At 71.8% G+C, this 24,070-nt stretch carries 18 protein-coding genes and 1 pseudogene; 9 read left to right on the plus strand and 10 right to left on the minus strand.

What is annotated here, in order from left to right; translation table 11 throughout:
• Positions 1-41 precede the first annotated feature (41 nt).
• The 7 genes from murD to rsmH are packed head-to-tail and all read right to left on the minus strand — an operon-like array spanning position 42 to position 9,193.
• Complete coding sequence (murD, locus tag N8I87_RS10845; protein WP_263207763.1) at positions 42-1,508, minus strand: UDP-N-acetylmuramoyl-L-alanine--D-glutamate ligase; 1,467 nt, start codon at positions 1,506-1,508, stop codon at positions 42-44.
• A complete protein-coding gene (mraY, locus tag N8I87_RS10850) occupies positions 1,490-2,560 on the minus strand; it encodes a phospho-N-acetylmuramoyl-pentapeptide-transferase (protein ID WP_263216381.1) in 1,071 nt (356 codons plus the stop codon). Before mraY ends, murD begins: the two co-directional genes overlap by 19 nt.
• The gene (locus N8I87_RS10855; RefSeq protein ID WP_263207764.1) at positions 2,560-3,966 is read right to left on the minus strand and encodes a UDP-N-acetylmuramoyl-tripeptide--D-alanyl-D-alanine ligase; all 1,407 of its coding nucleotides are present in this window, start codon (positions 3,964-3,966) and stop codon (positions 2,560-2,562) included. Before N8I87_RS10855 ends, mraY begins: the two co-directional genes overlap by 1 nt.
• 4 nt (positions 3,967-3,970) lie before the next feature.
• On the minus strand, positions 3,971-5,626 hold the full coding sequence (locus tag N8I87_RS10860; protein ID WP_263207766.1) for a UDP-N-acetylmuramoyl-L-alanyl-D-glutamate--2,6-diaminopimelate ligase: 1,656 nt from the start codon (positions 5,624-5,626) through the stop codon (positions 3,971-3,973).
• Between the two features lie 40 nt (positions 5,627-5,666).
• Positions 5,667-7,631 carry a penicillin-binding transpeptidase domain-containing protein gene (locus N8I87_RS10865; RefSeq protein ID WP_317633453.1) on the minus strand — a complete coding sequence of 655 codons (1,965 nt, stop codon included), beginning with the start codon at positions 7,629-7,631 and terminating at the stop codon, positions 5,667-5,669.
• Between the two features lie 5 nt (positions 7,632-7,636).
• Positions 7,637-8,194 (minus strand): cell division protein FtsL, encoded by a 558-nt coding sequence (gene ftsL, locus N8I87_RS10870; RefSeq protein ID WP_263207771.1) that lies wholly within the window; start codon positions 8,192-8,194, stop codon positions 7,637-7,639.
• Between the two features lie 42 nt (positions 8,195-8,236).
• Positions 8,237-9,193, minus strand: coding sequence for a 16S rRNA (cytosine(1402)-N(4))-methyltransferase RsmH (gene rsmH / locus N8I87_RS10875; protein WP_263207773.1), 957 nt, complete (start codon positions 9,191-9,193; stop codon positions 8,237-8,239).
• Positions 9,194-9,576: 383 nt separating this feature from the next.
• Here rsmH and N8I87_RS10880 point away from each other — a divergent pair, with 383 nt between their 5' ends.
• The 4 genes and pseudogenes from N8I87_RS10880 to N8I87_RS10895 all read left to right on the plus strand — a co-directional run bounded on the left by N8I87_RS10880 (position 9,577) and on the right by N8I87_RS10895 (position 15,336).
• Complete coding sequence (locus tag N8I87_RS10880; protein ID WP_263207775.1) at positions 9,577-10,188, plus strand: beta-class carbonic anhydrase; 612 nt, start codon at positions 9,577-9,579, stop codon at positions 10,186-10,188.
• Between the two features lie 250 nt (positions 10,189-10,438).
• On the plus strand, positions 10,439-11,479 hold the full coding sequence (locus tag N8I87_RS10885; protein WP_263207777.1) for an AAA family ATPase: 1,041 nt from the start codon (positions 10,439-10,441) through the stop codon (positions 11,477-11,479).
• Positions 11,479-12,843, plus strand: coding sequence for a DUF58 domain-containing protein (locus N8I87_RS10890; RefSeq protein WP_263207779.1), 1,365 nt, complete (start codon positions 11,479-11,481; stop codon positions 12,841-12,843). Before N8I87_RS10885 ends, N8I87_RS10890 begins: the two co-directional genes overlap by 1 nt.
• Positions 12,844-12,952: 109 nt before the next feature.
• A pseudogene (locus tag N8I87_RS10895) lies at positions 12,953-15,336 on the plus strand (transglutaminase TgpA family protein).
• 135 nt (positions 15,337-15,471) lie between these two features.
• On the opposite strand, the gene N8I87_RS10900 reads toward N8I87_RS10895, so the two are convergent.
• The 3 genes from N8I87_RS10900 to N8I87_RS10910 form a co-directional block, all read right to left on the minus strand.
• Positions 15,472-15,861: an SCO2097 family morphological protein gene (locus N8I87_RS10900; RefSeq protein WP_263207780.1), complete on the minus strand. Its 390-nt coding sequence runs from the start codon at positions 15,859-15,861 to the stop codon at positions 15,472-15,474.
• Positions 15,862-16,139: 278 nt separating this feature from the next.
• Positions 16,140-16,910, minus strand: a complete 771-nt coding sequence (locus N8I87_RS10905) for a methyltransferase (RefSeq protein ID WP_263207782.1) — start codon at positions 16,908-16,910, stop codon at positions 16,140-16,142.
• A gap of 208 nt (positions 16,911-17,118) precedes the next feature.
• On the minus strand, positions 17,119-17,682 hold the full coding sequence (locus tag N8I87_RS10910; protein ID WP_263207784.1) for an SAV_6107 family HEPN domain-containing protein: 564 nt from the start codon (positions 17,680-17,682) through the stop codon (positions 17,119-17,121).
• A gap of 170 nt (positions 17,683-17,852) precedes the next feature.
• Here N8I87_RS10910 and N8I87_RS10915 point away from each other — a divergent pair, with 170 nt between their 5' ends.
• From N8I87_RS10915 to N8I87_RS10935, 5 genes are all read left to right on the plus strand, one after another.
• Positions 17,853-18,764, plus strand: coding sequence for an ATP-binding cassette domain-containing protein (locus tag N8I87_RS10915; RefSeq protein WP_263207786.1), 912 nt, complete (start codon positions 17,853-17,855; stop codon positions 18,762-18,764).
• Positions 18,736-20,820 (plus strand): YhgE/Pip domain-containing protein, encoded by a 2,085-nt coding sequence (locus N8I87_RS10920; RefSeq protein WP_263207789.1) that lies wholly within the window; start codon positions 18,736-18,738, stop codon positions 20,818-20,820. Before N8I87_RS10915 ends, N8I87_RS10920 begins: the two co-directional genes overlap by 29 nt.
• Positions 20,821-20,885: 65 nt before the next feature.
• Positions 20,886-21,515, plus strand: coding sequence for a TetR/AcrR family transcriptional regulator (locus tag N8I87_RS10925; protein ID WP_263207791.1), 630 nt, complete (start codon positions 20,886-20,888; stop codon positions 21,513-21,515).
• A 357-nt stretch (positions 21,516-21,872) separates the two neighbouring features.
• Positions 21,873-22,487: a DUF4126 domain-containing protein gene (locus tag N8I87_RS10930; protein ID WP_263207793.1), complete on the plus strand. Its 615-nt coding sequence runs from the start codon at positions 21,873-21,875 to the stop codon at positions 22,485-22,487.
• A 47-nt stretch (positions 22,488-22,534) separates the two neighbouring features.
• On the plus strand, positions 22,535-24,067 hold the full coding sequence (locus N8I87_RS10935; protein ID WP_263207795.1) for a phytoene desaturase family protein: 1,533 nt from the start codon (positions 22,535-22,537) through the stop codon (positions 24,065-24,067).
• The last annotated feature ends 3 nt before the right edge of the window (positions 24,068-24,070 follow it).

Genomic DNA, 24,070 nt, shown 5'->3' on the forward strand with positions numbered 1-24,070 from the left:
TCCCAGGGTCCCGAAGCACCCGCTGTGGCCGAGACCCGCCGTCAGGCGCCCGCGCCGAGTTCGCGAACCGCCTCCGCGAACGCGTCACCGCGCTTGTTGTAGTTGGTGAACATGTCCATGGAGGCGCAGGCCGGGGCGAGGAGCACCGTGTCGCCGGGCCGCGCGAGCCGCTTCGCCTCCTGGACCGCCTGGAGCATCGCCCCAGTGTCGGTCCGGTCGAGGTCGACGACGGGTACTTCCGGGGCGTGTCGCGCGAGGGCGTCGCGGATCAGGGCGCGATCGGCGCCGATGAGGACGGCGCCGCGAAGCCGCTTCGCCGACTTGGTGACCAGCTCGTCGAAGGTCGCACCCTTCGCCAGACCGCCCGCAATCCATACGATCGACTCATATGCCGCCAACGAGGCTTCCGCCGCATGCGTGTTGGTGGCCTTGGAGTCGTCGATGTACGCGACCCCGTCCACGTCGGCCACGTGCGCGATGCGGTGCGCGTCCGGCGTAAAGGCCCGCAGACCGTCCCGTACGGCCGTGGCGGGCACCCCGAAGGCACGGGCGAGGCCCGCCGCGGCAAGGGCGTTGGCGATGTTGTGCGGGGCGGGCGGGTTGACGTCGGAGACCTCCGCCAGCTCCTGCGCGTTCTTGTGGCGGTTCTCGACGAAGGCGCGGTCGACCAGGATCCCGTCCACGACGCCGAGTTGGGAGGGTCCGGGGGTGCCGAGGGTGAAGCCGATGGCCCGGCAGCCCTCCTCGACGTCCGCCTCGCGCACCAGGTCCTCGGTGAGCTTGTCGGCCACGTTGTAGACGCAGGCGACCCGATTGCCCTCGTAGATACGGCCCTTGTCGGCCGCGTACGCCTCCATGGAGCCGTGCCAGTCGAGGTGATCGGGCGCCAGGTTCAGTACGGCGGCCGAGTGGGCGCGCAGCGACGGCGCCCAGTGGAGCTGGTAGCTGGAGAGCTCGACGGCCAGGACGTCGTACTCCTCCTCGCCGAGCACGGCGTCGAGGAGCGAGACGCCGATGTTGCCGACGGCGGCCGTGCGCAGGCCCGCCGCCGCCAGGATGGAGGCGAGCATCTGGACGGTCGTGGTCTTGCCGTTGGTGCCGGTGACGGCCAGCCAGGGGGCGGCGTCCGGGCCGCGGAGCCGCCAGGCCAGCTCGACGTCGCCCCAGATCGGCACGTCGGCCTCGGCCGCCGCCGTGAACAGCGGCTTGTCCGGCTGCCAGCCGGGTGCGGTGACGATGAGCTCGGTGCCCTCGGGCAGGGTCGCGCCGTCGCCGAGGCGCACGGTGATGCCGAGCGCCTCTAGGTCGGCCGCCTGGGCGCGGGCACGCTCGTCGTCGCCGTCGTTGACGACCGTGACGAGGGCGCCGAGGCCGTGCAGCACCTTGGCCGCCGGGACGCCGGAGACGCCGAGCCCGGCGACGGTGACGTGCTTGCCCCGGAAGTCGAACGCCCCGGAAGACGCCGAAGCCGCCGAGGACACCGATGAGGTCACTTGTCCGCTGCCCATCCCGCGTAGAAGAGGCCCAGTCCGACGATGACACAGATGCCCTGAATGATCCAGAATCGGACCACTACAAGGACTTCGGACCAGCCTTTGAGTTCGAAGTGGTGCTGGAGTGGCGCCATCCGGAAGACGCGCTTGCCGGTGAGCTTGAAGGAACCGACCTGGATGACCACCGACATGGTGATCAGGACGAACAGGCCGCCGAGGATGGCGATCAGCAGCTCGGTGCGGGAGCAGATGGCGAGACCCGCGAGGACACCGCCGAGGGCGAGCGAACCGGTGTCACCCATGAAGATCTTGGCGGGCGAGGTGTTCCACCACAGGAAGCCGAGGCAGGCGCCCATCAGCGCGGAGGAGACGACCGCGAGGTCGAGCGGGTCGCGCACCTCGTAGCAGGCGTTGGGGTTGGTCAGGGTCCCCGCGTTGGCGCAGGACTCCTGGAACTGCCAGACGCCGATGAACGTGTAGGCGCCGAAGACCAGCACGGAGGCGCCGGTGGCCAGACCGTCCAGACCGTCGGTGAGGTTCACGCCGTTCGACATCGCCAGGATCATGAACAGCGCCCAGACCACGAACAGCACCGGGCCGATCGTCCAGCCGAAGTCGGTGATGAACGACAGCTTGGTGGAGGCCGGGGTGTTGCCGCGCGCGTCGGCGAACTGGAGCGAGAGCACGGCGAAGGCGATGCCGCCGAGCAGCTGGCCGGCCATCTTGGCCTTGGCCCGCAGACCCAGCGAGCGCCGCTTGACGATCTTGATGTAGTCGTCGAGGAAGCCGACCAGGCCCATGCCGGTCATGAGGCCGAGCACCAGCAGGCCGGAGTAGGTCGGCGCGTAGCCGGTGATCACCTTGGACAGGAAGTACGCGGCGATCGTCGCCAGGATGAAGGCGATACCGCCCATGGTCGGCGTACCGCGCTTGCTGGCGTGCTCACGGGGGCCGTCGTCGCGGATGTACTGGCCGTAGCCCTTGCGCGCGAGGAGCTTGATCAGCAGCGGGGTGCCGATCAGGGTGAGGAACAGACCAATGACACCCGCGAACAGGATCTGCTTCATCATCGGGCGGCAACCTCACCCTCGGTACCGGACTCGAGCAGCGCCTGGGCAACGCTCTCCAGACCCACCGAACGGGACGCCTTCACGAGCACGACGTCCCCCGGGCGCAACTCGCTGCGCAACAGGTGGACCGCCGCCTGTGCGTCGGACACGTGCACCGACTCCTCACCCCACGAACCCTCGTTATATGCGCCCAGTTGCAGCCAGGACGCTTCCCTGTCCCCGACCGCGACGAGCTTGCTGACGTTGAGCCGGACGGCGAGCCGTCCGACCGCGTCGTGCTCGGCGAGCGCCTCGTCCCCGAGCTCGGCCATCTTGCCGAGCACCGCCCAGGTCCGCCGCCCCCTGCCCATGGCCACGAGCGCGCGCAGAGCGGCTCGCATGGACTCGGGATTGGCGTTGTAGGCGTCGTTGACGATGGTCACGCCGTCCGGGCGCTCGGTGACCTCCATCCGCCAGCGGGAGAGGGTGCCCGCCTCGGAGAGCGCGGTGGCGATCTCTTCCGCGGACATGCCCAGCTCATGGGCGACGGCGGCCGCGGCGAGCGCGTTCGACACGTGGTGCTCACCGTACAGGCGCATGGTCACATCGCTTGCACCGGAGGGTGTGTGAAGCCTGAAGGAGGGCTGTCCGCTGTCCGTGAGTCGTACGTTCTCGGCGCGTACGTCCGCTTCGGCCGACTCTCCGAAAAGGATCACCTTCGCCTTGGTACGGGAGGCCATGGCCCGGACCAACGGATCGTCGGCGTTGAGGATCGCCGCACCGTCCTCGGGAAGCGCCTCCACGAGCTCGCCCTTCGTCTGAGCGATCTGCTCACGGCCGCCGAACTCGCCGATGTGGGCGGTGCCCACGTTGAGCACCAGGCCGATCCTCGGCGGGGTCAGCTCGGTGAGGTGGCGGATGTGGCCGAGGCCGCGGGCGCCCATCTCCAGCACGAGGAACTTCGTCTCCTCGGTGGCGCTGAGGGCGGTCAGCGGCAGCCCGATCTCGTTGTTGAGAGAGCCGGGGGTGAAGACGGTCGGCGCCTTGCTGCGCAGCACCTGGGCGAGGAGGTCCTTGGTGCTGGTCTTGCCCGCCGAGCCGGTGAGGGCCACGAGGGTCGCGCCGAGGCGGCCGACGACATGCCGGGCCAGGGCGCCGAGGGCCCGCTGGACGTCGTCGACGACGATCGCGGGCACGCCGACGGGGCGCGACGCCAGTACGGCGACCGCGCCCGCCTCGACGACGGCTGTCGCGAAGTCGTGGCCGTCCACGCGTTCACCGGCGAAGGCGGCGAAGAGGCTGCCGGGCACCACCTCGCGGGAGTCCCGGACGACCGGTCCGGTGACCTGGACGGACGGATCCGGTATGTCGTGCGTCTGCCCGCCGACGACTGCTGCGATCTCGGCGAGGGAGAGGGCGATCACAAGTTCATCCCTGGGTCTTCTGGATAGCTTCGCGGAGCACCTGGCGGTCGTCGAAGGGACGGACCACTCCGGCGATGTCCTGGCCCTGCTCGTGCCCCTTGCCCGCGACCAGCACCGTGTCGCCGGGCGCGGCACGGCCCACCGCGGCGGTGATCGCGGCGGCCCGGTCCTCGAAGAGGAGCACCTCACCGCGCTCGTGCACGGGTACGGACGCCGCGCCCTGGAGCATGGTGGCGAGGATCGCCAGGGGATCCTCTGAACGGGGGTTGTCGGAGGTCAGTACGGCCGTGTCGGCGAGCCGGGCCGCGGCGGCGCCCATCGGGGAGCGCTTGGTCCGGTCGCGGTCGCCGCCGCAGCCGAGGACGACGTGCAGCCGGCCCTTGGTGACCTTGCGCAGCGCCTTGAGCACCGATTCGACCGCGTCGGTCTTGTGGGCGTAGTCGACGACCGCGAGGTACGGCTGTCCGGCGTCCACCCGCTCCAGACGGCCCGGTACGCCCGGTACGGCGGCGACGCCGTCGGCGGCGGTCTGCGGGTCGAGGCCCGCGGCGGCGAGGGCGACCACGGCGGCGAGGGTGTTCGCCACGTTGAACGGGCCCGGCAGCGGCGACTTCGCGGTGATCCGCTCGCCCTCGGGGCCGAGGACGGTGAACGTCGAGTCCATCGGGCCGATCCGGACGTCCTCGGCACGCCAGTCGGCGTCGGGGTGTCCCTCGGCGGAGAAGGTGACCACCGGGACGGAGGCCTCCTCGGCGAGCCGGCGGCCGTACTCGTCGTCGAAGTTGACCACACCGCGTTTGCTGCGCCGTGGTGTGAACAGCTGTGCCTTGGCCCGGTAGTAGTCCTCCATGTCGGAGTGGAACTCCATGTGTTCCGGGCTGAGGTTGGTGAAGACGGCGATGTCGAAGACGCAGCCGTCGACCCGGCCGAGGACCAGGGCGTGGCTGGAGACCTCCATGGCGACCGCCTCGACGCCGCGTTCGCGCATGACGGCGAACAGGGCCTGGAGGTCGGTGGCCTCGGGGGTGGTGCGCTCGGACTTGATGCGCTCGTCGCCGATGCGCATCTCGACCGTGCCGACCAGACCGGTGGACTTCACCGTCCTGAGGCCGCCCTCGACGAGGTAGGCGGTGGTGGTCTTGCCGGAGGTGCCGGTGATGCCGATCTGGAGCAGATCACCGCCGGGGCGGCCGTAGATCGTGGCCGCCAGCTCGCCCATCCGCGCGCGCGGGTCGTCGACGACCAGGACCGGCAGGCCGGTCGCGGCGGCGCGCTCGGCGCCCGTCGGGTCGGTCAGCACGGCGACCGCGCCCAGGCCGGCGGCCTGGGTGACGAAGTCGGCGCCGTGCAGCCGGGCGCCCGGGAGGGCGGCGTACAGGTCGCCGGGGCGGACGGCGCGCGAGTCGTGGGTGATGCCCGTGACCTCGGCGGCATGGTGGAAAGTGGCGTCACCCAGCTGATCGGCGAGCTCCGCGAGGGGTGTGGCGGAGACCCGAACCGGTCGTGGCGGCCCCGGGTAGGTCACGGAAGCGCCCTTCTGGGTGGTTTGGGACTGATCAGCGTGTGGCACGGCGGTGAGCGTACCGGGCGTACCCGCCGTGGAGCGAAGCGAGGGGCCGGAGGGGCCGTGGTTCCCGGGGTCCGGGGTGATCGTTCTCACGAGCTCGTTCCTGGTGGTCTGTGCGAGGTACCGGTGCAGGTCAGGGCTTGTAGGTGACCGGCAGATTCGCGGCCTTGGCCCCGGTCGGCGGGATCTGGAGGGTCTTCAGGGCGAACTCCATCACCTGCTTGTAGATGGGACCGCAGATCTGGCCCCCGAAGTAGCTGCCGGTGGTGGCGTTCTGGATGGCGCAGTAGACGGTGATCCGCGGGTTGTCCGCGGGTGCGAATCCGGCGAATGAGGAGGTGTAGCCGCGGTACTTGCCGGTGGCCGGATCCACGCGGTTGGCCGTACCCGTCTTGCCCGCGACGCGGTAGCCGGGGATGCGCGCCCTGGTGCCGGTGCCCTCCCGGTCGTCCACGACGGACTCCAGCATCTGGGCGACGGTCTTCGCCGTCTTCTCGCTGACCACCCGGGCCTTCTCGGGCTTGGCGGCGGGGGTGAAGCGGCCGTCGGCGCCCTCGGTGCCGCGCACCAGGGTGGGCTCGACACGGACGCCGCCGTTGGCGATCGTCGAGTAGACGGAGGCGGCCTGCATGGCGTTGAGGGACATGCCCTGGCCGAAAGGAATCGTGTACTGCTGCGACGTCGACCACTTGTTCGCGGGCGCGAGGATGCCCCTGGTCTCGCCGGGGAAGCCGAGTCCGGTGTAGCTGCCGAGGCCGAACTTCTTCAGATAGGAGTAGAGGACGTCGTTGGCCTCCCGCTGGGTCTTGCCGAGCTGGCCGGCGGCCAGGATGGTGCCGATGTTGCTGGATTTGGCCAGGACGCCGTTGAGCGTGAGGTACCAGGTCCCGTGGTCGACGTCGTCCTGGAAGAGGCGGTCGCCGCGGTGCAGCCGGTTGGGGACGACGACATGGGTGAGCGGGGTGGCGGCGTTCTCCTCCAGTACGGCCGCCATCGACATCACCTTGGCGGTGGAGCCGGGCTCGTAGGCGTCCTGGAGGGCCGGGTTGCCCATCGCGGAGGAATCCGCCTTCGACAGGTCGTTGGGGTCGAAGCCGGGTGAGTCGGCCATGGCGAGGATCTCGCCGGTACGGGTGTCCTGGACGACGACATAGCCGCGGTCGGCCTTGGACTTCTTCACCTGCTCGGTGATGGCGTTCTGCGCGGCCCACTGGATGTCGCGGTCGATGGTGAGCTCGACGTCGGCACCGGGCACGGCGGGGGTCTCGGTGGAGCCCGCGGTGGGCACCTCGCGGCCGCCGGACTGGGCGTAGCGGATCTTGCCGTCCGTGCCGGTCAGTGTCTTGTTCAGCTGCTGTTCGATGCCGCCGCCGCCCTTGCCCTCGGCGTTGACCCAGCCCAGTATCCCGGCGGCGAGGTCGCCGTTCGGGTACACGCGCTTGCTGCTGGGGTCGGAGAAGACGCCGGCGAGGACGTTGACGGTGGTCTTGTCGATGTTCGCCTTCTGGGCGAGCGCGCTTCTCAGGTCCTTGATCTGGTTCCAGACCTGCGGGGTCCGGCGGCCGGCGAGTTTGACGTAGCGCAGGTCCTTGTTGGCGGGCCGCAGCTTGCGGACGAGCGTCTCCTGGTCCTGCCCGACGATCGGCGCGAGGAGCGCGGCCGCCCGCTCCGGGCCGTCGTCGATGCCCAGCTGCTTGCGCGTGAACATCGTCGGGTCGGCCGTGATGTCGTACGCGTCCTCGCTGATCGCCAGGGCCACGCCGTTGCGGTCGGTGATCCCGCCGCGCTCGGCGGCCAGGGTGTGGACGACATACCGGTTCTGCTCGGCCTTGGCGGCGTACGCGCTCGCGTCGACCGCCTGCACCTGGAGCAGCCGCACCACGAAGGCGAGCAGCACCAGGGTCAGCGCGAGACTGACCATGCGCAGGCGCGGGCGGGGGCTGCCGAGCCGCAGCGGGCGGGCGCCCGCCGGGCGGGCCTGCTGGGGGCGGCGGGCCGGGCGGGCCCCGGGACCGGGTTGCCGACGGCCGCCGTTCCCGGGCCGGGGCGGCTTGGCGGGGCCGGGCACGCGGCGGCGCGGCGGTTCCCTGTCGGACACTTCCGTCACCTGCCGGGGGTCGGGGTCGTGGCGGGCTGGGGGGTGGAGACGGGCGTGGGTGGCGCCGGGGAGGCGGGGATCGGGGAGGTCGAGGTCTGGGTCGGGGTGCCCGGTGTGGCCCGCGGGGCCGGGGACGCGGGGGCGGCCGGGAGGATCGCCTCGGGCGGGAGGGGCGCGGTCGTCCGCGTGGTGTGCTGCAGGGCGGCGGGGCTGGGGGCACCCTTGACGGTGCCGTCGGGGTCGAGGAAGGCCGGGTCGCCGCCTGGCACCATGCCGAGTTCACGGGCCCGGCGCTGGAGGGCGTCGGGGGCGGAGTAGGCGTCGATGTCGCGCTGGAGGGCCTGTTGCTCGTCGGTGAGGTTCTTCGTCTGTTTCTGGAGGTCGTCCAGCCGGAACGAGCCTTCGCTGAGCGCCGAGTTCAGCACCAGGAGTCCGATGAGACCACCACCGAGGAGCAGGACGACGAGGAGGACGAACGGCGTCCGGGCCGCCTGCCCCCGCCCGGCCGGAAACAGCCGTGCGAGCCGGGCGGCCCTCCCCCTCAGTTCGGGTTTCCTACTCACATGCCCTCCGGTGAGTTCGGGTACCCAACTCACTCACGCCCCTCATACGACGTCTTCCCTGATGCGCTGGGCCCCGCGCAGCCGCGCCGGAGCCGCCCGGCGGTTCTCGGCGACCTCTTCCTCGGTGGGAAGTTCGGCACCGCGCGTGAGCAGCTTGAGCCGGGGCTGGTAGCGCTCGGGCACGACGGGCAGTCCGGGCGGCGCGGTGTTCGCGGCACCGGCCGCGAACACCTGCTTGACCAGGCGGTCCTCCAGCGAGTGGTACGACAGCACGGCGATCCGCCCGCCCACGTCGAGCGCCTTGACCGCGGCCGGGATCGCCCGCTCCAGAACGGACAGCTCTCCGTTGACCTCGATCCGCAGCGCCTGGAAGGTGCGCTTGGCCGGGTTGCCGCCCGTCCGCTTGGCGGCCTGCGGCAGGGCATCGCGGATCAGCTCCACGAGCCGCGCGCTGTTGTCGAACGGCTCCTGTTCCCGCCCACGGACGATCGCGGCGACGATCCGCTTGGCCTGCTTCTCCTCTCCGTACGCCCGCAGGATCCGCACCAGCTCGCCCGCCGGGTAGGTGTTGAGGACCTCGGCCGCGCTGATGCCGGTCGTCTGGTCCATGCGCATGTCGAGCGGCGCGTCCTGGGCGTAGGCGAAGCCGCGGTCGGCCTCGTCGAGTTGCATGGAGGAGACGCCGAGGTCGAACAGGACGCCCTGCACGCGCGCGATGCCGAGCCGGTTCAGTACGTCGGGGAGCTCGTCGTACACGGCGTGCACGAGCGTGGCCCGCTCGCCGAAGGGCGCGAGCCGCTCGCCGGACAGCCGCAGGGCCTCCTTGTCCCGGTCGAGGGCGACGAGCCGGGCCTCGGGGAACCGGCTCAGCAGCGCCTCGCTGTGGCCGCCCAGGCCCAGGGTGCAGTCGACGACCACCGCTCCCGGCCGCTCCAGTGCGGGCGCCAGCAGATCCAGGCACCGCTGGAGCATCACTGGGACGTGTCGACTCTGGCTCAAGGGGGCCTCTCAGGTCCGGCGCGGGCCGAACGCACCGCCGGGTCCCCGCCCTTCCCCGGCTGACGCCGGGGGTGCCCCCGGTGAAGGGGAGGCCCGCCGGCGCCAAGTGCGTCAGCCGACCGGGAGCGGGAGGAGGCCGAGCCGTACGTACGCGCCGCGCACGTGGGGAGACGGTCCGGACGGAGCCGGGATCTCCGGGGAAATTCAGTCCAGCAGGGAGAGTCTCGCCTCCCGCTTCGCGTCACTTTAGTCCACCCTGTCTCGCGGTCAATCAACCGGCCTGCGCGTCGCGGACCGCACCTCGGGCAGGGACGCATTTCGACGGCAATCACCCGTCCGGCACAGGTTTGCCCTCCGTGTGGGTTAGCTCACAACAAGCCACGATGACGTTCTTTGTCCACTCTCACAACAAGCTCGGACCAGTGGTGACCAGTAACGTCATGGGTATGACGACTTCCGCAGCAGTTCCCACTGGATCCGAAGGCGCCATAACGCACGGCGGCACCGTGACGGATCGCCTGGTCGAGGCCAACCAGCACTACTCCGCCGCCTTCACCGACCCCGGTATGGATGCGCACCCCGTGCTCCATGTCGCCGTCGTGGCCTGCATGGACGCCCGGCTCGACCTGCACGCCGCGCTCGGCCTGGAGCTCGGCGACTGCCACACCATCCGCAACGCGGGCGGCGTGGTCACCGACGACGTGATCCGCTCGCTCACCATCAGCCAGCGCAAGCTGGGCACGCGCAGCATCGTCCTCATCCACCACACCGGTTGCGGCATGGAGTCCCTCACCGAGGACTTCCGCACCGAACTGGAGATGGAGGTCGGCCAGCGCCCGGCCTGGGCCGTGGAGTCCTTCCGGGACGTCGACCAGGACGTACGCCAGTCCATGCAGCGGGTGCGCACGTCGCCGTTCCTGCTGCACACCGGCGAGGTGCGGGGCTTCGTGTTCGACGTCAGGACGGGTCTGCTGCGCGAGGTCGACCCGGCCTGACCGGCCCGCCGACGGACCGCACGCTTTGGAACATCACGCCACCGGCATCGAAAATGCCGGTCGAAAGCGCCGTAAGACCGACATAGTGCGGGCAGTTGTCCACAGGCGAGTGACACGAATCGGTAACGGCAGCAAGAATGCGGGGTGTGGCGTCACGCGGAACCATTCACGCGTGGTGTCCGTGTTCGGGGTGGGCCGGTCCGCATCGCAGAGCGACGGCCCGGAGTAAGAACGGGCCGAGGAGGGCCGGGTGACGACCTATGACGATCGAGCGAGCCTCACTGATCTGACTGCCACTGTGGAGCGGGTCCGCAGTTCGGTGGAGGGAGTGATCGAGGGCAAGCCCGAGGTCGTACGGCTTTCGCTGACCGTGCTGCTCGCCGAGGGACATCTTCTGATCGAGGATGTTCCCGGGGTGGGCAAGACCATGCTGGCCAAGACGCTGGCGCGATCCATCGACTGTTCGGTGCGGCGTATCCAGTTCACGCCCGACCTGCTGCCGTCGGACATCACCGGCGTGTCCATCTGGGACCAGCAGCGGCGGGACTTCGAGTTCAAGCCGGGCGCCATCTTCGCGCAGATCGTGATCGGCGACGAGATCAACCGCGCCTCGCCCAAGACCCAGTCCGCGCTGCTGGAGTCGATGGAGGAGCGCCAGGTCACCATCGACGGGCAGACCTATGAACTGCCCAGCCCGTTCATGGTGGTGGCCACGCAGAACCCGGTCGAGATGGAGGGCACCTACCCGCTGCCCGAGGCCCAGCGCGACCGCTTCATGGCCCGGGTCTCCGTCGGCTACCCCAGCGTGGAGGCCGAGTTGCAGATGCTCGACGTCCACGGCGGGGTGAGCCCGTTGGAGGACCTCCAGCCGGTGGCGCACGCGCACGACATCGTGAAGCTGATCGAGGCCGTGCGGGGCGTCCATGTCGCCGAGCCGGTCCGGCGGTACGCGGTGGACCTGGTCGCCGCCACCCGCACGCACCCCGATCTGAGACTCGGCGCCTCACCGCGCGCGACGCTGCACCTGTTGCGCGCGGCGAAGGCGTCGGCCGCCCTGAGCGGCCGGGAGTACGCGCTGCCGGACGATGTGCAGGCCCTCGCCGTGGCCGTCCTGGCGCACCGGCTGCTGCCGACGGCCCAGGCCCAGCTCAACCGTCGTACGTCGGAACAGGTCGTCCAGGAGATCCTGCAGCACACCCCGGTGCCCGCGGCGCCCCATCAGCAGTCCGGCTTCGGCGGCCTGGTCCGGGGCGCGCCCGCCTATCCCTCGCAGCCTCCGCGGAGGCTGTGATGACGGCCGGGGGGACCGGGCAGGCGGAGACCGAGCGCGACGAGAAGGGCGGCGTCCGTACGGCGCTCGCGGGGCTGACCACCCGCGGGCGGTCCTTCCTGGCCGCGGGCATCGCGGCCGCGATCTGCGCCTACGTCCTGGGGCAGAGCGATCTGCTCCGGGTCGGGCTGCTGCTGGCCGTACTGCCCCTGATCTGCACGACCGTGCTCTACCGCACCCGCTACCGGGTGGCCGGCAGCCGCAGGCTCGCGCCGTCTCGGGTGCCGGCCGGCAGTGAGGCCCGGGTCCATCTGCGGATGGACAACGTCTCGCGGCTGCCCACGGGGCTGCTGATGCTGCAGGACCGGGTGCCGTATGTGCTCGGTCCGCGGCCCCGCTTCGTCCTGGACCGGGTGGAGCCGGGCGGCCGCCGCGAGGTGTCCTACCGGGTCCGCTCGGACCTGCGCGGCCGCTATCCGCTGGGCCCGCTCCAGTTGCGCCTCACGGACCCGTTCGGGATGTGCGAACTGACCCGTTCCTTCTCGACGTTCGACACCCTGACCGTGATCCCGCGCGTGGAGGCACTGCCGCCGGTCCGGTTCAGCGGTGAGGCGAAGGGGTACGGCGACGGTCGGCAACGCTCGCTGGCCCTGGCGGGCGACGACGACGTGATCCCGCGCGGGTACCGGTACGGCGACGACCTGCGCCGCGTCCACTGGCGCTCCACCGCCCGCTACGGCGAGTTGATGGTGCGCAGGGAGGAACAGCCGCAGCGCTCCCGCTGCACGGTGCTGCTCGACACGCGCGGCATCGCCTTCGCGGGCGCGGGTCCGGACTCGCCCTTCGAGTGGGCAGTCTCGGGCACCGCGTCGGTCCTGGTCCACATGCTGGAACGCGGCTTCTCGGTGCGGCTGTTGACCGACACCGGCAGCGCGGTGCCCGGCGAGGGCAGCGACGGGTTCGCGGGCGCCAGCCAGGAGACCGCGGACGCCGCCGGGCTGATGATGGACACCCTCGCCGTGATCGACCACTCGGACGGCACGGGGCTCTCCCGGGCCTACGACGTGCTGCGCGGCGGCAACGAAGGACTGCTGGTGGCCTTCCTGGGCGACCTCGACGACGAACAGGCCGCAGTGGTGGCCAAGATGCGCCGGCGCGGCGGCGGCGCGGTCGCCTTCCTGCTGGACAGCGACGCGTGGATGCGCGAGCCGACCGACGTACCCGGCCCCACGGCGCAGCACGGGGAGCGGCTGCGCATGCTGCGCGAGGCGGGCTGGACCGCCGTGAGCGTTCCTCGCGGCACCTCGCTGAGCGAACTGTGGCGCCAGGCGGACCGCGAACGCACGGGCGTCGCCGCGATGTCCGGCGGAGAGACACTGTCATGAGCGGGCGGGCACGGATGCGCGCCGGCACGCCGGAAGGCCGGGCGGAGGTCGTCCCGGACCGGCCGATACCGGCGCGCGGCGCCGCGACGAGTGACCGGGAGGCACTGTCATGAGTGGGCGGGCGCGGCTGGCCATGTGTGCCGCCGCGGCGACGTTGATGGCGGCGTGTGCGCTGCTGCCGCTGGTGGACAAGCCCACGTGGCTGCTGCAGGCGATCTTCCTGGTGGCGGTGCAGACGGGGGTGGGCGCGGCGACCCGCCGGGTGCCGCTGGCCCGGCCGCTGACCGTGGTGGCGCAGGCGCTCACCTCGCTGATGCTGCTGACCCTGCTCTTCGCCCGGGAGCACGCGATCGCCGGGCTGATCCCCGGTCCGGACGCGATCCGGCACTTCGCCGATCTGTTCCGGCAGGGCGCGCAGGACGTCAACCAGTACGCGATCCCGGCACCCCTGTCCGACGGCATCCGGCTGATGCTCGTCGGCGGCGTCCTGGTGATCGGCTTGATCGTGGACACCCTCGCGGTGACCTTCCGCAGCGCGGCCCCGGCGGGACTGCCGCTGCTCGCGCTGTACTCGGTGGCCGCGGGGCTGTCCGACGGCGGCGCCGACTGGCTGTGGTTCCTGGTCGCGGCGGCCGGCTATCTGATGCTGCTGCTGGCCGAGGGCCGGGACCGGCTCTCCCAGTGGGGCCGCGTCTTCGGCGGCGCGGCGCGCGCCCCGGGCGAGCCCACGGGCAGCGCGGTGGCACCGGTCCGCACCGGCCGCCGTATCGGCGCGGTCGCGCTCGGTGTCGCCCTGTTCGTGCCGCTCGCCCTGCCGGCGATGCAGGGCGGCCTCCTGGACGGCGCCGGAACCGGCGTCGGCGCGGGCAACGGGAACGGCGGCACGATCTCCGCGGTCAACCCCCTGGTGTCGCTGCGCGACAGTCTGAACGTGGACCAGGACCGCCAGGTCCTGTCCCTGAAGACCGACACCAACGACATCTCCGACCTGTATCTGCGCATCGTCTCCCTGGACGACTTCGACGGCGTCACCTGGAAGCCGTCCCAGCGGCACATCGTCGGCGTGCCGGACCGGTTCCCCACGCCGATCGGCCTGGGCCAGGGCATCAAGCGCACGACGGTCACGACCACCGTCTCGGCGGCGGACTGGTACGCGCAGGACTGGCTGCCGATGCCCTACCCGCCGAGCAGCGTGAAGGTCGGCGGCAGCTGGCGCTACGAGCCGGTGGGAATGACGCTCGTCGGCGACCACGGCCAGAACACGCGCGGCGCGACCTACCTCGTGACCAGCCTGGACGTACAGCCGACCGCGGACCAGCTGGCCACGGCGCCGGAGCCGACGGCGGCGCTGAAGCGCGACTACACCAAGGTGCCCTCCTCGCTCCCGTCGGCCGTGGCCAGGACCGCCAAAAAGGTCACCGACGGCGCGACGAGCCACTACGACCAGGCGGTCAAGCTCCAGGACTACTTCGCCGTCACGGGTGGCTTCCAGTACGACACCCAGGTGGAGGTCGGCAGGGGCCGCAACGCCATCGCCGCCTTCCTGCAGAAGAAGCAGGGCTTCTGCGTCCACTTCTCCTTCGCGATGGCCGCGATGGCCCGGACGCTGGGTATCCCGGCCCGGGTCGCGGTGGGCTTCGCACCCGGTTCCCCGCAGGCGGACGGCTCGGTGTCGGTCGGTCTGAAGGACGCGCACGCCTGGCCCGAGCTGTACTTCGAGGGCGTGGGCTGGACCCGCTTCGAGCCGACCCCGACCCGCGGTACGACCCCCTCGTACACCCAGACGGAGACGCCCGGCTCCTCCCCGCCGGACCATGTGAGCCCGTCCCAGGCGGCGAGCGCGGTGCCCTCGACGGAGGCCTCGCCGAGCGAGGGCTGCACGGCCCAGCAGCGCAAGCAGGACGTGTGCTCCAGCCCGTCCGCGGCAGCCGCGCAGCTCACGGACGACAACGGTCCCCGGTGGTGGGAGTACGCGCTGTGGGTGCTCGGCGGGCTGGCCGTCGTGACGATCCCGCTGACGCCGATGCTGTGGCGGATGCGGCTGCGCGCCGTACGGCTGGGCGGGCATGCCCGCAGCGACGAGGGCGCGGCGGCCCACGCGCTGGCGGCCTGGCAGGAACTGACCGACACCGCATGGGACTTCGGCATCATGCCGGACGACTCACAGACCCCGCGCAAGGCGGCCGCCCGGATCGTCCGGCTCGGGCACCTCGACCCGGTGGTCGGGGCCGCGGTGCACCGGGTGGCCGACGCCGTGGAGCAGGTCCTCTACGCGCCGCGGCCGCGCCCGACGGCCGGGCTCGCCGAGGACGTGCGCCGGGCCGTCGGCGGGCTGAGCGGCACGGTCGGCCGCGGTACGCGACTGCGCGCGCGGTTCGCCCCCGGTCCAGCGTGCGGGTGCTGTGGGCGGCGTCGGCCTGGTGGGCGTCGCTCGGGGCCCGCACGGCGGCGGCCCGGCCCACCCTGCGCAGGCCGTCGGGCCAGCGGGGCTGAGGGCGGACCGGCGGGGCCGAGGACACAACTGAGGGGTGACCACCCGGTGGGTGGTCACCCCTCAGCGCGTCTCGCGCGGACCTTCCGGCGAAGTGAGCGAAGTATCAGTGGCCCCGAAGTACCAGTGGCCCTGTACTAGTGGCCCTGTTCGTCCCGGCGGCGCTGCCAGCGCTGTTCGATGCGGTCCATCATGGAGCGCTTCGGCCGTCCCTGACGGCGGGCATGCGGGGCACCGGCGGGCTGTTCGCCCGGCTTGGGAGCCTTGCGCCACCCCGTTACGGCGAGTACCGCACAGCCAAGCATGACGAGGAAGCCCACCACGCTGACCCAGATCTGCTGTGCGACCATTCCGGCCATGAGGAGCGCGATACCTACGAGGAAGCCTGCCGCCGCCTGGTAGACCCGTCGTCGGGTGTACGTGCGCAGCCCGCTTCCCTCAAGCGCTGTCGCGAACTTGGGATCTTCGGCGTACAGCGCTCGCTCCATCTGCTCGAGCATGCGCTGCTCGTGCTCCGAGAGCGGCACGGAGTCCTCCTCATCGTGCAGTCGCCGGGGCGACCCGGGGGGTCCCTTCAGGATAGGCAGGGAATCGCCCCCGTGAAACCCGCCCCTCTACGCCAATTGGCCAACCGGAGTCCCGCCATGGCCGACCCGGCTCGCTGAGGCTTCCATTCCCCGGCGGCCGACCCGTCATGCCGGGTGGTCTCCCTCGATCATACGGCGCAAACCGCTCGATCGGGGGGCCTGTGGCGCACTCCATGTGCGCCCGGGGCGCTGATCAGCAGCGTGACTCGGGGGGCGGCTCAGGCCCCTGTGGCACCGCTCGTCTCGCCCAGGACGTGCAGCTGAGTGGCGACGGAGTGGAACGCGGGGAGCTCGGCCGCCGCGGCCTCCAGCTTCAGCAGGGCGTCCAGCGCTCCGGGCTCGGTGTCCACCAGGACGCCTGGTACGAGGTCGGCGAAGACCCGTACGCCGTGCACGGCGGCCACCCTCAGGCCCGCGGCCTCGACGAGCCCGGTGAGCTGCTCGGCGGTGAAGCGCCGCGGCATCGGGTCGCCGGTGCCCCAGCGGCCGGCCGGGTCCTCGAGCGCCTGCTTGGCCTCCGTGAAGTGACCCGCGAGGGCGCGGGCGAGCACGGCGCCGCCGAGGCCGGCCGCGAGGAGACTGAGAACGCCCTCGGGGCGCAGCGCGGCCACCGCGTTGCGGACGCCCTCGGCCGGGTCGTCCACGTACTCCAGGACGCCGTGGCACAGCACCACGTCGTAGCCGCTGGGCTCGACCACGTCGAAGAGCCCGTGGGCGTCGCCCTGCACGCCCCGGACCCGGTCGGCTACCCCGGCCTCGGCGGTCCGGCGCTCCAGCGCGAACAGCGCGTTCGGGCTGGGGTCGACGACGGTGACGCGGTGGCCGAGGCGGGCCAGGGGCACGGCGAAGTTGCCGCTGCCGCCGCCGGTGTCGAGCACGTCCAGCGAGTCCCGGCCCGTGGCCTTGACGCGGCGGTCCAGGGCGTCCTGGAGGACCTCCCAGACCACGGCGGTACGGAGGGAGGAACGGGGGCGCATCGGATCCGACACGGCAGTTGACTCCTCGGCGCGGCGCCGCCTGTTGCCCGGCGGCGCGAACGGGGTGCCCTCCCCGGCCCGGGGTACGGGAGGAGGGAAGGCTGCATGCGCTCTCCACCCTATTGCCTCCGGTGCCGTACCAGGTCACCGCGATGATGTACCGCCGCGTCCGTCTCGCACGGCGGACACCCGTGCCGTCGGCCCGCTCTCCGGCGGGCGGTCAGCCCGCGTCCGGGAGCTCTCCCCGGGTGAGCGGGCGGTCCGGCCCGTCCGTGTCCTGGCGTGGCTGTGGCAGGACCGGCTGGAGCACCAGCATCCGCTCGACGAGGCGGACGAACATCGCCACGTCCCGTATGAGGTCGTCGGCGTCCCGCGGGGTGGCCGCGCCCTGGATGCCCGCCTCGGCGCGGGCGCGGCGCCCGGCCCCGGAGGCGAACAGCGCGCTCCACTCGGTGAGCTCGGGCGCGATCTCGGGGAGCACTTCCCAGGCGCTCCTGATGCGGGGGCGGCACCTGGAGGGGGGCTCCGGGCGGCCCCGCGCGGCAAGGACGGCGGCGGCCGTGCGCAGGGCGGCGAGATGGGCCGTCGCATAGCGTTCGTTCGGCGTTTCGAGGACGGCGGCCTCGTCGAGTCCGGCGCGGGCCTGGGCGAGCAGGTCGAGGGCAGCGGGCGGGGCCGTGGTCCGGCGGAGCACGGGGTGCACATCGCTCGCCGGGCCGGTCAGTGAGGGGGCAGGGCCGGTGGCGCTGCGCCGACCTGCGGCGGCTGCGGACGAGTTGGCCATGACGAACCTCCTGTCGTCTGGGTGACGGCACGACCTGTCCGATGGTGCCGTATGTGCCCATCGTGAGGTATGCCACTGACAATCCGTTCTGACCTGGGGTTTTGCTTCGATCGAAAGTTCGGGCTAGTTTTTGCACTGACCAGTCAGTTCAAATTGGGGAACGACCGGGGATGCGGGGGACATCCCCGGGCCCCAGGGATGGGGGAGCTGTGAGCAGTCCGCCAGGACTCGCCGTCACCGCCCGGGACTTCGGCCTCAAGGGGCCCCGGGGCTGGGTGTTCCAGGGGGTCTCCGTCGACGCGGAGCCCGGCTCGCTGATCGCCGTCGAGGGACCGTCCGGCTCCGGCCGGACGTGTCTGCTGCTCGCGCTCACCGGCCGGATGAAGGCCACCGCGGGAACGGCGACCGTGGGTCCGGCCCATCTGCCCAAGCAGCTCACGGCGGTGCGCCGGCTCAGCGCGGTGGCCAACGTCGCCGGTGTCACCGATCTCGAACCGGCCCTGACCGTCGGGGAGCACCTGCGCGAACGGGCGCTGCTGCAGCGGCGGTTCGGGGACTCGTTGCGCGGGCTGATGCGGCCGCACCGGGAGCGGACGCTGGAGGCGAGGCTGCGGATCGACGCCGCGCTGGGTGCCGCCGGGCTCGACCGGGAGGCCCTGCCCAAGGGTTCCCGCACCGTCGTACGCGACCTGGAGCGGCTGGAGGCGCTGCGGCTGTCCGTCGCCCTCGCGCTCATCGGCCGGCCCCGGCTGCTCGGGGTGGACGACGTCGGCCTGAAGCTCTCGGACGCCGAACGGGTCGAGGCCTGGGCCCTTCTGAGGTCCCTCGCCGACGCCGGGACCACGGTCGTCGCGGTGTGCAGTCAGGCCCCGGACGACGCCGTGGTCATCTCGACGGGGACCACGAACAAGGCCGGGACCGGGACCAAGGCCAAGAGCGAGACCGAGGCCGAGGCCGGGACCCAGGCCGAGGCCGAGACCCGGGCCGAGGCCGACACCGACACCGACACCGACACCGACACCACGATCGACGACGGGGCGAAGGAGGACGGCGATGCGCTCGCCGAGGCTGGCCGCGCTTGAGCTGAGGCGTTTCGGCCGGGGGAAGCTGCCGCGTGCCGCCCTGGTCGCGCTCCTGGTCCTGCCGCTGCTGTACGGCGCCCTGTACCTGTGGTCCTTCTGGGACCCGTACGGCCGTCTGGACCGCATCCCCGTGGCGCTCGTCAACGACGACAAGGGGGCGACCGCCGACGGGAAGAAGATCACGGCGGGCGACGACATCGTCGACGGGCTGCGTGACAGCAAGACCTTCGAGTGGCACGAGGTCGGCGCGGCCGAGGCACGCAAGGGCGTCGAGAACGGCACGTACTACCTGTCGCTGACCATGCCGGCCGACTTCAGCCGGCGCGTCGCCTCCAGCTCGGGCGACTCTCCGGAGACGGGCGCCCTCCAGGTCCGGACGAACGACGCGAACAACTACATCGTCGGGTCGATATCCCGGACGGTCTTCAGCGAGGTGCGCACGGCCGCGTCCACCAAGACCTCCCGGTCCTTCCTGGACCGGATCTTCATCTCCTTCTCCGACATCCACGGGCAGACCGTGAAGGCCGCGAACGGCGCCGACAAGCTCAAGGGCGGCATCGGGAAGGCGGAGAAGGGCTCCAAGGACCTCGCGGACGGTCTGACGGACGCCAAGAGCGGCAGCGGCAAGCTGTCCAAGGGCCTGAAGAAGCTCAACACGGGCGCCGGCGACCTGGAGAACGGTTCGCAGCGGGTCTCCGAGGGCACGCAGACGCTCGCCGACAACGTCAACGGGGTCTACGACAAGGTCGGCCCGTTCCTCAAGGACAACGAGAAGACCATCGGTGACACCGCACAGCTGGTCGCCGACTCGGCCAAGGCGGTCAGCCACAACCTCGACGTCCTGGTGAAGGCGGCTCCGGGCGCCGCCAGGACCGCGCACGCGGCCTCCGGGGCGCTCGACGAGATCTACCGGACGCACTGCGAGTCGACGGTGCTGCCCGACCCGATCTGCCCCGATCTGAAGAAGGCCAAGGAGGCCGCGGCCGACGTGGCCACGGTGGCCGACGACCTCAACACGCTGATCGCCGACCAGGACGGCGACCTGAAGACGCTCCGCACCAACCTCGGCACGCTCCAGAAGCAGGCCCAGGCGCTGGCCGACCGCTCGCCGCACCTCTCCGAGGACGTCGACGACGCCGTCAAGAAGATCAACGACCTGAACGAGGGCGCGGGCAAGGTCGCCGCGGGCGCCAAGAAGCTGCACACCGGTCTCGGCACGGCCCGGACCGGCGCCGCCGACCTGGACGAGGGCGTCGGCAAGCTCAAGACGGGCGCCGAGGACCTCAACGGCGGCATGTTCAAGCTCGTCGACGGCTCGGGGAAGCTCGCCGGTGGACTGCACGACGGGGCCGGGCGGATCCCCGACTACGACAAGAAGGACCGCGACCAGCGCACCGAGGTGATGGCCGACCCGGTCCAGCTCGCCTCCAGGGACCTGCACAAGGCGCCCAACTACGGCACCGGGTTCGCCCCGTACTTCATCCCGCTGTCCCTGTGGGTGGGCGCGATGGTGGCGTACATGCTGATCCAGCCGCTCAACCGGCGAGCCCTCGCGGCCGGTTCCGCCGCCTGGCGGATCGCGCTGGCGGGCTGGCTGCCGGTGGTCGCGGTCGGCGTGCTGCAGACGGCGGCCCTGATGGCGGTGCTGCACTGGGCGATCGGTCTGCAGATGGTCCGGGCGGCCGGGACGGTGGGCTTCCTGTTCCTGGTGGCGGCGTGCTTCGGGGCGATCGTGCAGTGGCTGAACGCGCGCTTCGGGGCGGCGGGCCGGATCCTCGTGCTCGCCCTGCTGATGCTCCAGCTGACGTCGGCGGGCGGCACGTACCCCGTACAGACCAGCCCGGACTTCTTCAACGCGATCCACCCCTTCCTGCCGATGAGTTACGTGGTCTCGGCCCTCAGGAGGCTGATCACGGGCGGCGGCCTGGGCCCGGTGTGGCAGGCCTGCGCCGTTCTGGTCGCCTTCACGGCCGGCGCCCTGGCGCTGACCGCCCTGTCGGCCCGCCGCAGCCAGGTGTGGACCCTGGACCGACTGCACCCGGAGCTGAGCCTGTGACAACCTCGCGTATGACCTCGGCTTCCATGCCCTTCGGGGCCACGGTTCCTGTGACAATCGGGCCCATGGAAAGCAGCAGCACCACGTCGGGCGGCCGCACGCGCCGCGAGGCCACCCGGCAGAAGCTCTACGAGGCGGCCGTCACGCTCATCGCCGAGCAGGGGTTCTCCGCCACCACCGTGGACGAGATCGCCGAGCGGGCCGGGGTCGCGAAGGGCACGGTCTACTACAACTTCGCGAGCAAGTCGGTCCTGTTCGAGGAGCTGCTGCGGCACGGCGTGGGCCTCCTCACCGCCTCCCTTCGGGAGGCGGCCGAACGGACCGAGCGCGAGGGCGGCAGCAAGGTCGACGCCCTGGACGAGATGGTCCGTGCCGGGCTCGTCTTCATCGACCGGTACCCGGCGTTCACCCAGCTGTACGTGGCCGAACTGTGGCGCACCAACCGGGCCTGGCAGTCCACCCTGATGGTGGTCCGGCAGGAGGCCGTCGCGGTCGTCGAGGGCGTGCTGCGCGAGGGCGTGGCGAACGGCGAGTTCAGCGAGGAGATCGACATCCAGCTGACGGCGGCCGCACTGGTCGGCATGGTGCTGGTGGCCGCGCTGGACTGGAAGTCGTTCCAGCCGGAGCGGTCCCTGGACGATGTCCACGCGGCCCTGTCCCGGCTGCTCCAGGGACGGGTGAGCGGAAAGGGCTGAACGCGAAAACGCCGGTCCGATGTGGCCGCGTCCCCCGCGGGCCACCGTCGGACCGGCGCCTTCCGTACTCCCCCGTTGGAACCCCCGTTCCGGTCTTCCCCCGGGTCTTTCCCTGCTCCCCCCGTGTCTCGCTTCCGCCGACGGATCGGCGGAAGGAGCGGACAAGGGCGCGATTTCCGTTCCGCCGCCCCGTGTCGGCGGTGCCGGACGTGGCGCCCTTTCCGTGTCTCCACTGTCTCGTTCGCGCCGGTCGGCCCCCATCCGCGCGCGTACTCATCTCACTGTCTAGGTACGCGTACTCAGACCTGCGCGCTCATGCCCACGACGCGCCGGTGCCGACTGGTTACGATCGCGTCCGTGTCCGTACTCCCTCTCGTCTTCACGAGCGGCTGGGCCAGCGGTGTCAACGCCTACGCCGTGGTGCTGCTGCTCGGCCTGTTCGGCGCGGCGGGGCTGAGCGACGACGTCCCCGAGACGCTGCAGCGGCCCGAGATCCTCATCGCGGCGGGCGTGCTCTTCCTGTGCGAGGCGGTCGCCGACAAGATCCCGTACGTCGACTCGGTGTGGGACTCCGTGCACACGGTGGTCCGGCCGGTCGCGGGAGCCTGGGTCGGGGCGCTGCTCGCCGGGCACAGCGGTTCCCTGTCCGACGTGGCGGCGGCCCTGGTCGGCGGTTCGACGGCGCTCGCCAGCCATACGGTCAAGGCCGGCACCCGTATGGCGATCAACACCTCGCCGGAGCCCTTCAGCAACATGATCATGAGCCTGGCCGAGGATCTCGGGGTGGCCGGCATCGTCACGTTCGCCATGTTCCATCCGGGGGCGGCGGCGGTGATCGCGGCGGTCCTGCTGGCCGCCGGACTGATCACGTTGTTCTTCCTGGTCTCACGGATCCGCCGCTTCCTGCGGCGCAGGGCCCAGCGGCGGGAGGAGCGGCGGCTGGCCGCGCACGAGGGCCGGCCGCCGGACTGACCGCCCGGGGGGCGGGATTGTCAGTGGCGGTCGATAAAGTCGTCGGCATGGCACGGATTGCGGTGATCGGCGCCGGGATGGGCGCGATGGCGGCTGCCGCCCGGCTGGCCGTCGCGGGCCACCGGGTGGTGGTGTACGAGCGCACGGAGACGTACGGCGGTGCGGTGCGCCGGTTCGAGCGGGACGGGTTCCGCTTCGATACCGGTCCCGGGCTGCTGCCCCTGCCCGCCGTCTACCGCGATCTGTTCGTCAAGACCGGCAAGGAGCCGCTGGAGGACCGCGTCGAGCTGGCGCAGGTCGATCCGTCGTCCCGGCATGTGTTCGCGGACGGCACCGCCGTGTCCCTGCCCAACGCCTCGCGCGCGGGTGTCGTCTCCGCCCTGGACGAGGCCCTTGGAGCGGGCGCGGGACAGCGCTGGGGCGACTTCCTCGTGCGGGCCCGGGAGGCCTGGGACCGCACCCGTCGGCCCCTGCTGGAGGAGCCCCTGTGGCCCGACTGGGCGGTGCTGGCGGAGCGTGAGCCCTATCCGTCCGTCCCCCACAAGCGTCTGTTGCGCACCCGCCGGGCCGGCACGCTCGCCGAGGTCGGCGCCTGGGAGCTGCGGGACCCGCGGCTCGCGGCGCTCCTGGAGAGCCACGCCCTGGCGTACGGCCTCGATCCCCGGGTGGCTCCGGCGAGCGCGGCCGTGCTGCCGTACATGGAGCACGCCTTCGGCATCTGGTATGTGCGCGGCGGCATACGGGAGTTGGCGCGCGCGGTCCATGAGCGGTGCCTGGCCCGCAGGGTGGAGTTCGTCTTCGGCGCCGAGGTCACCGGGATCCTGGAGAAGGACGGCCGGGCGGCGGGGGTGGAGTTCACTGGGGGCACCTCCCAGGCTTTCGGCTCTGGGGGAGGGTCGGTGGCCGAGGCGGACCATGTGGTGGCGGACGTGGATCCGGTACGGCTGCGGGGGCTGACAGGGCATCCGCTCGACACGGAGGGCGACGTACGCGCCGAGAGCGCGGCCGCCCGGCCCGGACGGTTCACCGTGCTGCTGGCGCTGCGCGGCGCGCGCGAGGCCGGTGCCGCGCACCGCACGGTCGTGCACGCGCCCGACCGGGAGGCCGAGTTGGACTTCCTGACCTCACCGGGCGCCGGGCCGGCGCGCCCCACGGTGACCGTGCTGCGGCCCGACGACCCCGCCCTGTGCCCGGACGCGGACCACGAGTCGGTGGTCGTGTCGGCAACGGTGCCCACGGAGGCCGGCTGGGAGCGGGAGAGCTCCGCCGAGGACTTCGCCGACCTGGTGGTGGAGGCCGCCGGGGCGGCCGTGCCCGGGCTGCGCGAGCGGCTCCTATGGCGTGAGGTCCGTACGCCCGGCCACAGTGCGGACGAGACCGGCGCAGGGCCGGTGCCCGCTCCCGCGCTCGCCGCGGGCGGGGGACGCTTCCTGCATCCGGCGAACACCACGCGCCTGCCGGGCCTGTACCGGGTGGGCGGCTGGTCGCACCCGGGCGGTGGACTGCCCCACGCGGGCATGTCGGGCGCGCTGGTCGCGGGACTGATCGTGGAGGGACCGGACTTCCGGGGCTCTCGGTGAGGG

It is taken from the genome of Streptomyces sp. HUAS 15-9 (assembly GCF_025642155.1).
Lineage (GTDB): Bacteria > Actinomycetota > Actinomycetes > Streptomycetales > Streptomycetaceae > Streptomyces.